This is a genomic window from Microbacterium aurugineum, assembly GCF_023101205.1.
GTDB classification, from domain to species: Bacteria; Actinomycetota; Actinomycetes; order Actinomycetales; family Microbacteriaceae; genus Microbacterium; species Microbacterium aurugineum.
In genome coordinates this window covers 2,543,293-2,557,713 of the sequence record NZ_CP078078.1, presented here as the reverse complement: position 1 = coordinate 2,557,713, position 14,421 = coordinate 2,543,293, and the positions used below count along the sequence as shown (strand labels likewise).

The 14,421-nt window shown below is 70.0% G+C and carries 11 protein-coding genes; 8 read left to right on the top strand and 3 right to left on the bottom strand.

Annotated elements, in window-relative coordinates; genetic code table 11:
- Nucleotides 1-13: 13 nt before the first annotated feature.
- Nucleotides 14-412: a YccF domain-containing protein gene (locus KV397_RS12270; RefSeq protein WP_131492512.1), complete on the bottom strand. Its 399-nt coding sequence runs from the start codon at nucleotides 410-412 to the stop codon at nucleotides 14-16.
- Between the two features lie 89 nt (nucleotides 413-501).
- On the opposite strand from KV397_RS12270, the gene KV397_RS12265 reads away from it, so the two are divergent.
- The 6 genes from KV397_RS12265 (at nucleotide 502) to ligD (ending at nucleotide 10,661) form a co-directional block, all read left to right on the top strand.
- Entirely contained in the window at nucleotides 502-1,497 is a 996-nt protein-coding gene (locus KV397_RS12265) for an ABC transporter ATP-binding protein (RefSeq protein ID WP_227991432.1), read from the top strand.
- Complete coding sequence (locus KV397_RS12260; RefSeq protein WP_261811382.1) at nucleotides 1,494-2,516, top strand: ABC transporter permease; 1,023 nt, start codon at nucleotides 1,494-1,496, stop codon at nucleotides 2,514-2,516. The genes KV397_RS12265 and KV397_RS12260 overlap by 4 nt, the downstream gene beginning before the upstream one ends.
- Nucleotides 2,517-2,657: 141 nt before the next feature.
- On the top strand, nucleotides 2,658-5,732 hold the full coding sequence (locus KV397_RS12255) for a lamin tail domain-containing protein (RefSeq protein ID WP_261811381.1): 3,075 nt from the start codon (nucleotides 2,658-2,660) through the stop codon (nucleotides 5,730-5,732).
- Between the two features lie 102 nt (nucleotides 5,733-5,834).
- The gene (locus KV397_RS12250) at nucleotides 5,835-8,312 is read left to right on the top strand and encodes an ATP-dependent helicase (protein ID WP_153243693.1); all 2,478 of its coding nucleotides are present in this window, start codon (nucleotides 5,835-5,837) and stop codon (nucleotides 8,310-8,312) included.
- Nucleotides 8,313-8,375: 63 nt separating this feature from the next.
- Entirely contained in the window at nucleotides 8,376-9,518 is a 1,143-nt protein-coding gene (locus KV397_RS12245; protein ID WP_165875442.1) for an SseB family protein, read from the top strand.
- 69 nt (nucleotides 9,519-9,587) lie between these two features.
- Nucleotides 9,588-10,661, top strand: a complete 1,074-nt coding sequence (gene ligD / locus KV397_RS12240; protein WP_153243695.1) for a non-homologous end-joining DNA ligase — start codon at nucleotides 9,588-9,590, stop codon at nucleotides 10,659-10,661.
- Nucleotides 10,662-10,667: 6 nt separating this feature from the next.
- Here ligD and KV397_RS12235 read toward each other — a convergent pair whose 3' ends face one another.
- Nucleotides 10,668-11,711, bottom strand: coding sequence for an ATP-dependent DNA ligase (locus KV397_RS12235; protein WP_153243696.1), 1,044 nt, complete (start codon nucleotides 11,709-11,711; stop codon nucleotides 10,668-10,670).
- A 149-nt stretch (nucleotides 11,712-11,860) separates the two neighbouring features.
- On the bottom strand, nucleotides 11,861-13,312 hold the full coding sequence (locus KV397_RS12230) for a phytoene desaturase family protein (protein ID WP_153243697.1): 1,452 nt from the start codon (nucleotides 13,310-13,312) through the stop codon (nucleotides 11,861-11,863).
- Nucleotides 13,313-13,384: 72 nt separating this feature from the next.
- Between KV397_RS12230 and KV397_RS12225 the strand changes: the two genes are divergently transcribed.
- Both KV397_RS12225 and KV397_RS12220 read left to right on the top strand, forming a co-directional pair.
- Nucleotides 13,385-13,873: a hypothetical protein gene (locus tag KV397_RS12225; RefSeq protein ID WP_153243698.1), complete on the top strand. Its 489-nt coding sequence runs from the start codon at nucleotides 13,385-13,387 to the stop codon at nucleotides 13,871-13,873.
- 1 nt (nucleotide 13,874) lies between these two features.
- On the top strand, nucleotides 13,875-14,408 hold the full coding sequence (locus KV397_RS12220) for a GNAT family N-acetyltransferase (protein ID WP_261811380.1): 534 nt from the start codon (nucleotides 13,875-13,877) through the stop codon (nucleotides 14,406-14,408).
- Nucleotides 14,409-14,421: the final 13 nt, after the last annotated feature.

The following is a 14,421-nucleotide window of genomic DNA, read 5'->3' as shown; positions in this document are numbered from 1 at the left end:
GCCGGTCGACGGCTCAGAGCGTGCGATCGAAGGAGCCGCGACGCGTGGAGACGATCTCCTTGCCGAGCGGCATGAGCGAGATCGGGACCATCTTGAAGTCCGCGATGCCCATCGGGATGCCGATGATCGTGACGCACAGCAGGATGCCGGAGACGATGTGGCCGATGGCGAGCCACCAGCCGGCCAGGATGACCCAGAGGACGTTGCCGAGGAACGACCCGACCCCCGCGGTCGGCTTGCTCACGACCTCGCGTCCGAACGGCCAGATCGCGTAGGCGGCGATGCGGAACGAGGCGATCGCCCACGGGATCGTGATGATCGGGATGCACAGCAGGATGCCGGCCAGGACGTACCCGAGGAACAGTGCCCAGCCGGCCAGGATGACCCAGATGATGTTGAGGATCGTGCGCATGAGCTGATTGTGTCACCCGCGCGACGCGATGTCTGAGCATCCGCCCCGAGGTCCCGAGGGCCCCGTGTTCCGGATGCCAGACTGACCGCATGACCGGAATCGTGGTGCAAGACGTCAGCAGAGCGTTCGGGACGGTGCAGGCGGTGCGAGCGGCCTCGCTCCGCGCGGACCCCGGCAGAGTGACCGGACTCGTGGGGCCGAACGGGGCGGGGAAGACGACGCTGCTGCTGATGCTCGCCTCGCTCCTCGCCCCCGACACCGGGACGATCAGCATCGGGGGCGTCGATCCCGCGGTCGATCCTCTCGCTGCGCGACGCATGCTCGGCTGGATGCCCGATGCACTGGGAGCCTGGCCGTCGCTCACCGCCCGCGAAACCCTCGTCACCACCGCTCGTCTCTACGGCATCGAGAAGGCGGACGCTCAGGGCCGTGCCGAGCAACTGCTCACGCTCGTCGGGCTCGCGCCGCTCGCGGACTCGCCCGCCAAGGTGCTCTCGCGCGGGCAGAAGCAGAAGCTGGGTCTCGCGCGCGCTCTCGTGCATGACCCGCAGGTGCTGCTCCTCGACGAGCCGGCGTCGGGCCTCGACCCGGAAGCGCGCGTGCAGCTGCGCGGTCTGCTGCGTCGTTTCGCTGCGGAGGGGCGCACCGTGCTGATCTCGAGCCACATCCTCTCGGAGCTGGAGGAGGTCGTCGACGATGCGGTGTTCCTCGTCGCCGGCTCCGTGGTGGATGCGGCTCCCGCCCAGAGCACGGTGCGACCGTGGCGGGTCCGTCTCGCCGGCGCGACGCCCGAGCGGATGAACGCCGACACCTGGCAGGTGGCCTCGAACCTCGGGCTCGCTCCGGAGTCGCTCGCCAACGACCGCGGCGCGGTGCTGGTCGGGTTCGCGGGGGAGGACGCAGCGGCCCAGTCGCTGCGCCGCCTCGTCGACGCGGGCCTTCCGGTCTCGGAGTTCGCTCCTGCGCAGAGCGACCTGGAGCACACGTTCCTGAACCTGCCGCAGGCGCCGACGCCACAAGCCGCACCTCGGCCCCCTGCACCCCCTGCGCCCCCGGCGCCGACCGGAACGGAGGCGGGAGCATGAGCCTCGCCAACATCGGGATCATCGCCCGACTCGAACTGACCCAGCGCCTGCGGAGTGTCGGGTGGTACGTCCTGCTGGGCGTGTTCGCGCTCATCCTGCTCGGAGTCACCGGGCTCGCATTCGCCGTGTACTCCTGGGGCGACTTCATCGGGGCCGGCGTCTATTCGATCGTCGTCAACATCGTCCTTCTGCTCGTGGTGCTGGTGTCGCCGACGCTCAGCGGCAACGCGATCAACGGCGACCGCGATGCCGCCACCCTCGGCGCGATCCAGGTGACCGCGGCTTCGACCGGCGACATCATGCTCGGCAAGCTCCTCGCCGCTGTCGCGACCGGCGGGGCGTTCCTCCTCGTCGCCGTTCCCTTCCTCGCCCTGTCTCTGCTCGGCGGGGGAGCGAACCCCCTCGTGCTGCTCGTCTCGCTGCTCGTGCTCGCGGCGGAGATCATCGTGGTCGCCGCGATCGGCGTCGGATTGAGCGGACTCATCGCGCGCCCGCTGTTCTCGGTTGCAGCCACGTACCTCGTGGTCGCCGCGTTCGTGTTCGGCACGCTCATCGCGTTCGGGCTGGGCGGGATGGCGGTACGCAGCGAGGGGACCAGCTACTCGCGACCGTACGACGCGAACGGCAACGTCGACTGCGATGAGTGGCAGGTCAGCACGATGTACGAGGTGCCCCGGTTCGACCTGGTGTGGTGGGCGCTCGCGGCCAATCCCTTCGTGGTGCTCGCGGATGCGACGCCGACCGAGTTCACGCCCGACGGCTACCCGGTCGACCTGTTCGGCCAGATCAAGACGGGCGTGCGCGGGGCGCAGCAGTCGCCGCTCGAGCAGCGCTGGGACGACTGCGACCGGGACGGCAGCGGCTATCCCACGCCGCAGGAGGTGATCGAATCGTCGGTGCCCAGCTGGTCCGTGGGCCTCGGTGTGCAGGTCGTGATCGCGGGGTCGCTGTTCGCCGGGGCCTGGGTGCGCACGCGGACGCCTGCCCGGCGCCTCCCGCCGGGCACTCGTATCGCCTGACACTGGCACCGGGTGACGCGGGGGTGGCGGTCGCGGCAGATCGCCATCCCCCGTTCACCTCCCGTGCACCCGGGGGATTCTCCGCGGCCACGCGGTATCGGTGGTCTGGTCGGGTACCCGACTGAGACCCCAGGAGTTTCCATGCCCCGCCTGCACCGCGCAGCGGCGGTCACGACGGTGTGCGCCGTGAGCGCCGCCGCCCTGCTCGCCACCCCCATCGCCGCGATCGGTTCGACCGCTCCGAGTCTCGTCCTGAACGAGATCGTCTATGACGACGCCGCGACCGGCCTCGCCGACCAGGTCGAGATCTACAACGCCGGAACCGAGACCGTCGACCTCGCGGGGTGGACCATCGCGGATGAGAAGCGCGACAGCTTCGGAGCTGCGCCGGAAGGCACCTCGCTCGCACCGGGCGAGTTCCTGGTGCTGGAGAAGGACGTCGACTTCGACTTCGGGCTCGGCAAGGGGGACGAGGTCGTGCTCTTCGACCCGAGCAGCACCGAGGTCGACGCGTACGCGTATGAGAACACCGCGCCGCTGTCGGTGTGGGCGCGCTGTCCTGACGGCACGGGGGCATGGGCACCGGCGACGACGGTGACTCCCGGCGCTCCCAATGACTGCGCCGTCGCTCCCGTCGCGGGCACCATCCTCATCAACGAGGTCGATTCGCAACCCGCCGACTGGGTGGAGTTCCACAACCCCGGCACCGAGGCGCTCGACATCTCGGGCTACGAGGTCCGCGACAACTCCGACGATCACCGCTGGCAGTTCCCGCCGGGCACGCAGATCGCGGCGGGGCAGTTCCTCGTCGTCGAAGAGGGCACGATCGGACTCTCCGGAGGCGTCGAGGCCGCATTCCGCGAGCCGATCGGTATCGGCAGCGCCGACCGCATCCGTCTCTACGACGCCTCGGGGGCGATGACCGACGACACGCTCCCGTGGCAGGGGCACGCGGCGATCGATGGCGACTTCGCTGCGGCCACCCTGGCACGCTGCCCCGACGGCGTCGGTTCCTTCGTGCTCGCGCATCCGACCCCCGGTGCCGCGAACTCGTGCGTCCTGCCCGACGTCGTGATCAACGAGATCGAGTCGAACGGTGACAGCACCGACTGGGTCGAGGTCGTGAACACGGGCACGACTGCGGTGGACCTCTCGGGCTGGACCGTCATGGACAACGATCCGACCGGTCACGCGGACGACACCACACCGCTCCCCGCCGGTACGATGCTGCCGCCCGGGGGCTACTTCGTCTTCGACCAGCCGGCGAACTTCGTGTTCGGACTCGGCAACGGCGACACCGTGACCATCCGTGATGCGAACGGCAACACGGTCGACGAGCACGTCTACACCGCGCATGCCGCCGGCGTCCTCGCGCGCTGTGCCGACGGTACCGGCGACTTCGTCGACATCGCGGTCTCGACCAAGGGTCTCCGCAACGCCTGCGGCAACCCGGTGCGCATCAACGAGGTCGAATCCGACGGTGGCTCGCCGGACGACTGGGTGGAGCTCGTGAACCCGACGAGCACCGAGCTCGACGTGTCGGGCGTCGTGGTGAAGGACGACGACGACACCCATGCGTACGCGATCCCAGCCGGAACCCGCCTCGGTGCGGGGGAGTACCTCGTGATCGAGCGGGCACAGCTCGGGTTCGGTCTCGGTTCCGGCGACGCGGTGCGCGTGTTCGACGGCGACCTGCTCATCGACGAGACCACCTGGGGGTCCGGCCACGCCGCCACCACCTGGGGCCGTTGCCCCGACACGAGCGGCGCGTTCGCCGTGACTGCGGAGTCCACGAAGGGCGCCACGAACGTGTGTATCGGCGAGGTCGCCGTGTCGCCGTGGCCCGGTTCCGCCGAGGTGCGCGTGGTCGACAGCATCCCGACGTTCCTCGAGGACAGTTCCGGACTCGACGTGCAGGAGACCGCTGACGGTGCGTTCCTGTGGGCGGTCGACAACGGCGAGGGTCGCATCTGGAAGCTCGAGGCGCGCGCCGACGGCTCGGTCGAGAAGGCCGACGGCTGGGATGCGGGCAAGCGCGTGCGCTTCCAGAAGGACGCCGCCGATCCGGGGGCTGCGGGCCCCGACACCGAGGGCATCACGGTCGACGGAGACGGCTTCGTGTACGTGGCCTCCGAGCGGGACAACAGTGCCAAGGGCGTCAACCAGAACGTGGTCCTCAAGGTCGATCCCGAGGCGTCGAGCGGTGACCTCATCGCTCAGCAGGAGTGGGATCTGACCGCCCTGCTCCCTGCCGTGGGGGCGAACCTCGGCATCGAGGCCGTGCAGTGGGTGCCCGATGCCGCGCTCGCCGGGAAGCTCTTCGACGACACGTCGGGCGCGGTGTATGACCCGAAGGATCATGCAGGTCACGGCGACGGGCTGTTCTTCGTCGCGGTCGAGGACAACGGCCACGTCTACGCGTTCGCGCTCGGATCCGACGGGGCGGCGACGCTGGTGTCGGAGATCGCTCCCGGCCTCCCCGGAGTGATGGCGCTCGACTACGACACCGTGCGCGACACCCTGTGGGCGGTGTGCGACGACGGCTGCCAGGGGCGCTCGGCGGAGATCACGCTGAACGGCACCGCACAGCCCGACATCGCGCACTACGCCCGTGCCGCCGGCCTGCCCGACATCAACAACGAGGGTTTCGCGACCGCGCCGGCCTCGCTGTCGGTCGACGGGCAGCGCCCGGTGTGGTGGTTCGCCGACGGCTTCGCCTCCGAGTCGCTGCGCACCGGGACGCTGCCGGGAACAGGCGGCGGTACTCCCGGCGGCGAGACCCCGCCCCTCCCCGGCACAGGGCTCGTGGACGACAACCGCAACGGGCTGACGGTGAACCCGTCGGTCGCGGCCCGGGGGCAGGAGGTCACGATCACGGTCGGTTCCGCAGGCGCAGGCACGGACGTGTCGGTGTGGATGTACTCCGAGCCGATGCGGATCGCGTCGGGGACGCTCACGACCGCGGGGACCATCACGGCGACCATACCGGCCGATGCGCCTCTCGGCGCCCACCGGATCGCCGTGTTCGATGCGAGCGGCGGGCTCCTCGGCTGGGCGGACCTCCGTATCGCGGGAGCGGCAGGATCGGGATCTGAGACGGGTGCGGGTGCGCTGGCGACGACCGGCTCCGAGCTCCCGGTCGCCGCCGTCGCGCTGGCGCTGCTGCTCCTCACCGCCGGCGCGGCAGCAGTCCGCCGTCGCAGGCGCGACGCCTGAGCGCGCAGGGGTGCACAGGTCGACCGTGCACCCCTGCGTCGCCGCCGATGCCCCCGCATCCCGTGCCGCGGTGTCTGTGCCGACGCCTAGACTCATAGGGCCATGACCGAAGCTCCTCTCATCGTCCCCGGATCCGCCGGCCCCCGCACCTCCGGGGCGGAGGGACAGGACGAACTCCTCGCCGGACTGAACCCGCAACAGCTCGAGGCCGTCACCTATCGCGGCCCCGCTCTGCTCATCGTCGCGGGCGCGGGGTCGGGCAAGACCAGCGTGCTCACGCGACGCATCGCCTCGCTGCTGCGCTCACGCGAGGCCTGGCCGAGTCAGATCCTCGCGATCACCTTCACCAACAAAGCCGCCGGCGAGATGCGCGAGCGCGTCGAAGGACTGATCGGGGACGCCGCCCGGGGCATGTGGATCTCGACGTTCCACTCGGCCTGCGTCCGCATTCTCCGCCGCGAGGCTCAGCAGTTCGGGTACACGAAGTCCTTCACGATCTACGACTCCGGCGACTCGCGCGCTCTGCTCAAGCGGCTGGTCAAGGAGCACGAGGCGGATGCGTACGGACTGACCCCGGCCTCGGTGCAGTCGCGCATCTCGAAGCTCAAGAACGAGCTCTCCGACGCCGAGTCCTACGCGCGTCAGGCCAACATGAGCGATCCCGCCGAGCGCGTGTTCGTCGAGGTGTTCGCCGACTACCAGCGTCAGCTGCAGAAGGCCAACGCGTTCGATTTCGACGACCTCATCGGTCAGACGGTGTACCTGTTCCGCGCTTTCCCGCAGGTCGCCGACACCTACCGTCGTCGCTTCCGGCACATCCTGGTCGACGAGTATCAGGACACCAACCACGCGCAGTACGCGCTGATCCATGAACTGACGCGACCCGTGTCGGGCGCCGGAGCAGCTCCCGACCCGTATGCCTCGAACGGCATGATGATCTTCGAGCCCGATCCCGCCCCCGCTGCCGATGCCGGCGAGCCCGGTGCCTCGCTCACGGTGGTCGGCGACTCCGACCAGTCGATCTACGCCTTCCGCGGCGCCGACATCCGCAACATCAGCGAGTTCGAACGTGACTTCCCCGGCGCCCGCGTGGTGCTGCTCGAACAGAACTACCGTTCGACGCAGAACATCCTCTCCGCCGCGAACGCCGTGATCGGCAACAACTTCGACCGCAAAGACAAGAAGCTGTGGAGTGACAAGGGCGACGGCGACCCGATCATCGGCTTCACCGGCTACTCGCAGCACGACGAGGCCCAGTTCGTCGCCGACGAGGTCGAGGCACTGCACCGTGCCGGCATGCCGTACTCCGAGATGGCGGTGTTCTATCGCACCAACTCGCAGTCCCGTGCGCTGGAGGAGATCTTCATCCGCTCGGCGGTGCCCTACAAGATCATGGGCGGCACGAAGTTCTACGACCGCGCCGAGATCAAGGATGCGCTCGCCTATCTCGTCGCGGTGGCGAATCCGGCCGACGAGATGTCGGTGCGCCGCATCCTGAACAAGCCACGCCGTGGCATCGGCGACGTGACGGAGACGGCCATCGCGCGTTTCGCCGAGGAACACGGCATCAGCTTCCGTGACGCGCTGTCGATGCCGGCCCAGCTCGGCGTCGGCCCGAAGATCCAGGCGGCGATCGGTCAGCTCGACGCCGTGCTGACCGAAGCCACCGCGATCCTGATCCCGGCCAGCGGCGAGCTTCCGCCCTCCACGGCGGTGGCCGACGGGCTCAGTCTGCTGCTCGGCAAGAGCGGCTACCTCGACGCCCTGCGTGCGAGTCGTGATCCGCAGGACGAGGCGCGCGTCGAGAACCTCGACGAGTTCGTGGCCGTGGCCCGCGACTTCGCGCGCAACAACCCCGAAGGCACGATCGTCGACTTCTTGACCGAAGTCGCCCTGGTCTCGGACGCCGACGACCTCGACGACGAGTCCGGCTCGGTCTCACTCATGACGATGCACACGGCGAAGGGACTCGAGTACGACGCCGTGTTCGTCACGGGCGTTGAAGAAGACCTGATCCCGCACCGGATCTCGGCCGGAGAGCCTGGAGGGCCGCAGGAGGAGCGCCGGCTCTTCTACGTCGGCATCACGCGGGCGCGCAAGCGGCTGCACCTGTCCCTCGCGATGACCAGAGCCCAGTTCGGCGAAGTGACCGTGGCGATGCCCAGCCGTTTCCTGCAAGAGATCCCGTCGGGACTCATCGACTGGCGTCAGTCGCCGGGCGACGTGAACTCGCGCGGCGGGATGCAGTCTCGCGCCCTCAATGCGCGGCGCCAGGGCGGTTTCGGCGGCTCGAGCTCCGGATCGGGCGATCGCTTCGCGGTCAAGGCGCTTCCCGGTCGCGATTCCCTCAAGCCCTTGTCGACGGCGATGGACAAGTTCCCCAACCGCGTCACGGCCAAGATGCGCGACAACGGCGATCTCGAGCTCGCCGCGGGCGACCGCATTCGCCACGTCGACTTCGGCGAAGGGCGGGTCGATGCCGTGACCGGCGAGGGAGCCAAACGCATCGCCCACGTGCGCTTCGACTCGGCAGGGCAGAAGAAGCTCCTCATCAAGGTCGCGCCGATCGAGAAGATCTGACGTCACCGCGGGTGTTCACGCTTCGGCGGATCACGGGCCGGAATGGCGGTTAGGCTGGCTCATATGGCCCTCTTCTCCCGCCGCAAGAAGTCCGGTGACGATGCCGTCGCCCCCACCACCGACGTCGTAGAGACGGACGCGGGGGCGCCCGGATCCGACTCCGTCGCCGCCGACGACGCCTCAGACGCCGGCAGCGTCGACGCTCCCTCGATCGGCATCTCCGTGCAGGCCTTCCGGGGCGTCGGCGCCGAGGCCGGTCCGGAGGTGGCGCTGCCCAGCGCTGAGACAGCGCCCGCGGCGGCGGCCCCTGCCGCCCCTCGCGCCCCACAGGCACCGACGGCGCAGGAGGAAGAGCCCCCGCAGCGGCGTCTGCCTCTCGCCTCGCCGCTGCCGCCCGAGCAGACCGAGACCGTCGCCGGGATGAAGGACAACGTCCTGCTCCGTGAGGCGCTCACCGAGATCGAAGCGGGGGCGACCAACGACCAGCTGCTGGGCGTGATGCGTCAGGCGCTTCAAGGGCACCTCTATATCCGCGTCAACGGAGACGCCCGCGCGCAGATCAGCGAGGGCAAGCCGCTCTCCGTGGCGGTCGTCCGCGACAACGACGACCGCCAGTTCATGCTCGCTTTCAGCTCGGCGGCCGCCGTGCGTGATTCCGTGCAGCTCGAGCCGGATCCCGCGGCCACCTCCGCCGTCGCGCAGCCCGTGACGTCGGTGCTGCAGCAGGTCGTGGCAGGAGACTTCGCGGGGCTCATCGTCGACAACGCGTCTGCACCCCACCGCGTGGTCTTCCCGACCGAGCTGTTGCAGAAGACGCTCGACCAGGCCGACGTCGACATGACCGTGAAGTCGATCCTGGCCGCTCCCCGTGCGCAGGATTCGGCTGTCAAGGTCGGAGAGGCCCTGGCGACCACGCGCATGTGGGTGGCGGTCAACGACGGCTCCGGCAGCGGTCAGGTCGGCATCGCCGAGGCCCAGACCCCCGACGGGCGACGGTTTCTGCAGCTCTTCTCGCACCCGCTCGAGGTCATCGCGCTCGGCCGGGGTGATCGTCCGCTCCCGTTCGAGCCGATGCAGCTCGCCAAGGTCCTCACGAGCCACTCCGAGATGGGCGGAGTGATCGTCGATCCCGCCGGCCCGTCGATCATCGTCGAGCGGGACGCCCTCACGCCGGTCCTGGTGCTCGCGGTCGATCTCGGCGACTGACCGGGCTCCGTCGCTCCTGCCGGCGGGCGCGGGGTTCCGTCCGTCCGAGCATCGCTCTAGGGTCGGAGCATGGCCTCAGAACGTGTGACCCTGACCGTGGTCGACTCGGACGGAGAGCGTGAGGTCGCGCTCTCCAGCCCCAACAGGGTCGTGTGGCCGGACCTCGGCATCACGAAGGCCGAGCTCGCGGAGTACGTGCAGCGCGTCTCGGTGCCCTTCCTCGCGGCGAACGGCAATCGGCCGGTCTCGCTGGAGCGCTTCCGCGACGGCATCGGCCCCTCGGGCGGGCCGAAGGCGGAAGGGTTCTTCTCGAAGAACCCGCCCAAGGGCACCCCCGACTTCGTCGATGCGGTGACGGTGACGTACAACAGCGGACGCCGGCATCCGCAGATCGTGCTGAACCGCTCGAGCGCGATCGTCTGGGCGGTGCAGATGAACACGATCGTGTTCCACCCCTGGGCATCGCTCGCGACCGACGCCGACGACCCGGTCGAACTGCGCATCGATCTGGACCCGCAGCCGGGGACGGATTTCGCGGATGCGGTGACGGCCGCGCACACGCTGCGCGAGGTGTTGCGTGAGGCGGGCCTGGAGGCGTTCGCCAAGACCAGCGGCAACCGCGGGCTGCATGTGTTCGCGCCGATCGAGCCGACCCACGAGTTCCTCGATGTGCGCCATGCCGTCATCGCAGCGGGGCGGGAGCTGGAGCGTCGGATGCCGGATCAGGTCACGACGAACTGGTGGAAGGAGGAGCGCGGGGAGCGGATCTTCGTCGACTTCAACCAGGCGAACCGAGACCGCACGATGGCCGGTGCCTACAGTCCTCGCGCGCTGCCGGGAGCGACGGTGTCGACACCGGTGGCCTGGGACGAGCTCGACGGGCTGGATCCGCGGACTTTCACCGTGCGCACGATCCCGAAGCGCCTGGATGAGATCGGCGACCCGTGGGCGACCATGCAGGAGGCCCCGGGCCGGATCGACACCCTGCTGGCCTGGTGGGAGCGCGACAAGGAGAACGGGCTGGGGGAGCTGCCGTTTCCTCCGGAGTTCCCGAAGATGCCAGGCGAGCCGCCCCGCGTGCAGCCCAGCAAGAAGGTCGCGGCCAACTGGGACGACGACGGCACTCCCGTCGAGAAGGACTGACCGCCTTCAGCGGAGGACGTCGGCGAGGTCGTAGCCGGCGACGCTGTCGAGCTGTTCGTACGTGCACGAGCGGGCGTCGCGGTCCGGTCGCCAGCGCTCGAACTGCACGGTATGGCGGAACCGAGCGCCCTCGAGCTGGTCGTAGCGCACCTCGAGCACCCGCTCCGGGCGCAGCCGGACGAACGAGACGTCCTTGCCGCCGCTGAATCGCGAACGCTCGCCTGCCGCGGTCACCGCTTCCCCGGAGTCGTCCCTCTCCACCCAGGGGGCGAGTTCCTCGACGAGCTCTTGCCGACGGACATCGCTCCACGCCGCGACGCCGCCGACCTGGCGGAGCACGCCGTCGGCTCCGTACAGTCCCACCAGCAGCGAGCCGACGCCCGAACCCGACTTGTGGACCCGGTAGCCGAGTGCGACCACATCGGCCGTGCGCGCGTGCTTGATCTTGAACAGCGTGCGCTTGCCCGGCGCGTAGGGCTGAGTGAGCGGCTTGGCGATCACGCCGTCGAGCCCGGCGCCCTCGAACTCGGCGAGCCAACGGACGGCCGCGTCGTGATCCCTCGTCGTCCGGGTGATGTGCAGCGGATGCTCCACGGAAGCTAGGAGTGCCTCCAGGCGCGTTCGCCGGGACTCGAACGGCGCGGCGAGGAGGTCGTCGTCGCCGACGGCGAGCAGATCGAAGGCGATGAACATCGCCGGGGTCGAGGCGGCGAGCGTGGCGACGCGGGAAGCGGCGGGGTGGATGCGCTGACTCAGTGCCTCCCAGTCCAGGCGCTGGGACCCCTGCGGGCCGGTGGCGACGACGATCTCGCCGTCGAGCAGGCACGGACCGGGGAGCAGCTCGGGAATCGCCTCGACCAGCTCCGGGAAGTAGCGCGTGAGAGGTTTCGCTCCGCGGGAGCCGATCTCGACGGTCTCCCCGTCCCAAGCGATCAGTCCGCGGAAGCCGTCCCACTTCGGCTCGTACAGGAGCCCGCCGGGAACCTTCTCTGCAGGAGGAACCGCGGGGACGGCTTTGGCGAGCATCGGCGCGGGGATCTCGTAGCGCATGCTCCCATCCTGGTCCTCGGCCGTGTGGGGCGGAAGAGCGGGCCGGTGTTCACAACTCCGCAGAAACGGGCGGCGGGTGCGGCGGTCCTCCCGTGATTCGCAGGGCTACGGGGGCAGCGCGTCCCGTCCTTGAGGAGTAGTGAGCGCGCTCAGTCGAACAGGTCGGACAGCGTCGCGGGCGAACCGGCGTCCTGCAGTGCCGTGCGGGCGGCATGCCACCCCGCCATGCCGTTGACGGAGGGGCCGGGAGGGGTCGAGGCGGAAGCCAGGTAGACGCCCGGCATCGGCGTGCGCCACGGCGTCGGCGAGAGGATCGGTCGGCGGAGGGCCTGACGCATGTCGAACACCCCGCCGGAGATGTCGCCGCCGATCTCCGCGGGATTGATCGCCTCGCGCGACGATGCCGGCACCGCGTGGTGGGCGAGGATGAGGTCGCGGAACCCCGGGGCGAACCTTTCGACCTGCGCGGTGATGAGCTCCGTGGGGTCGAGGTCGGAGCCCGGCGGCACGTGGATGTACGCCCAGAACACGGCCTTGCCCGCGGGAGCACGGGAGTCGTCGAGCACGGACGGTTGCACGGTGAGGACGTAGGGGCGCTCGCTCATTCGTCCGGCGGCGACGGCGTTCTCGCTGGCCCACACCTCGGCTCTGGTCCCGCCGAGGTGCACGGTCGCCGCCTGCCCGACCTCGGGGTGCGTCCAGGGGACGGGGCCGTCGAGGGCGAAGTCGACCTTCGCCGCACCGGGCCCGTAGCGGTAGGCGCCGATGGCCCGGGCGTAGCGGGGCGGGACGTCGCGGTGCGTGAGGGCGAGCCGGGGAGACGTGTTCAGGATCAGCAGGTCTCCGCGGCGCGGGTCGCCCCAGTCCAGCGTCTCGAGGTCGGTGACCCGCACGCCGGTCTCGACGGACCCACCGTGCGCCGTGATGTCGGCGACCAGGGCATCGGCGATCCCTTGCGCACCGCCGCGTGGATACGGCCAGCCTCCGGCGTGTCCCAGGGCGGCCAGCAACAGGCCCGCAGCGGCCCCCGCGAGGGAGGGGAGAGGCGCGTTGCCGTGAGCGACGGCTCCCGCCAGGAGCGCGGCCGCCTCCTCGGTGCGGAAAGCCGAGGCGGCCAGAGGAGTGCCCTGCTCCAGCATCCTGATCGCATAGCGCAGGGCGGTCAACGGATCCCGGGGGACTCGGAGCAGTTGATTGCCCGTGAAGTCCACCACACCGTCGATGTGCGCGGTCAACGGCCGGATGCGGGTGCGCCAGGCGTCACCGTCTGCCCCGAGCGCGGTCGCCGTGCGGTCGAGGTCGCGCCAGGCGATGGCGGCCCTTCCGCCATCGAGCGGGTGTGCGTAGGAGGCTTCGGGGCGGATCCAGTCCAGCCTCCGTTCGAGGCCGAAAGCATGGAAGAAGGGTGAGGCCAGGGCGGTCGGATGCACGGTGGAGCAGACGTCGTGCCGGAAACCCGGAAGCGTCGACTCGGCCGTGCGGAGACCGCCACCGACCGTGTCGGCCGCCTCGAGCACCCGCACGGCATAGCCGGCGCGCGCGAGCGTCACCCCGGCGGCGAGCCCGTTGGGGCCGGAACCGATGATCGTCGCCCGCGCCATTCCGTCAGTCTGGCATGCCGCCACCGGCGAAACGGTCGAGAGGGGCCCTCCGGGCGTGCGATCCTGGAAAGGATGAAAGAAGTTCAGGGGCCGACCCCCGCAGGCACCTCCCGTCCATACCGCTCCCTCGCCGAGGCGCTGCGCGCGCACCGGATCGATCCGTCGAACCATCCGTTCATCACGGCCATCGTCGAGGCGATCGGAATCAGCTCGTTCATCGACCGTGGGCGCTACATCGAGGCGATCCGTCGAGGCGAGGGCGCGTCCCTGCACATCGGGCGCACCTACACGAACGGCTTCACCGAAGACGAGCGGATCGTGGTGGGCGCAGCACCCCTGCGCCTGCAGCCGAGCGAGGGGCGCGCACCGTACTTCTACGTGAGCCACCCGAGCGAGTTCATCCCGCTCGCACCGACCCGCGCCGCCAAGCGCACGACGACTCCACGCGTCGCCGCGCCCCGCGCCGAGAAGGCACCGAAGCCCGTCGAGGAACGCGACTACGGCGTGTGCGACGAGTGCTTCATGGTGAAGACCCCGTCCGGCGGCTGCGGCTGCGGCTGACGTGAGCATCGACGCGCACGAGGCGGGTGATCGTCCGCTGATTCGGGCGGCGGATCTCTCCGGCTCCGACGCGGACGAGGTCGGCGCCGCTGTCCGCGCCTACCTCCAGCAGACCGAGCGCGAGAAGCTCCAGCAGGGCGGCGTCCTCGCCCCGGATGTTCCGATGTTGCCGGAGCACTACCTCCGCGAAGTCGAAGACCCGGCCGCTGCCTACACCGGCCATCTGGTCCTGGTGGCGGAGCTCGCGGATCGCATCGTCGGCGTGGTCGTGCTCGCGGGGAACGGCGGGTTCGCCGAGGTCAAGCGCCTGTGGGCCGTCCCCGAGGTCCGCGGTCGCGGCGTGGGGTCGGCGTTGCTCGATGCCGCCGTGCGAGCCGCGACGACTCTTCGGGCGGCCGAGGTCCGCCTGTCGGTGTGGGAGTGGCGGGAACGCGCCATGCGCCTCTATGAATCCCGCGGGTTCGTGCGCGTGCCGAGCTGGGACGCGCGCGAGCGACTCGTGTGCCTGTCCCGCCCGATCACCGGGCGCGTCTGATGCGGCCGCGACC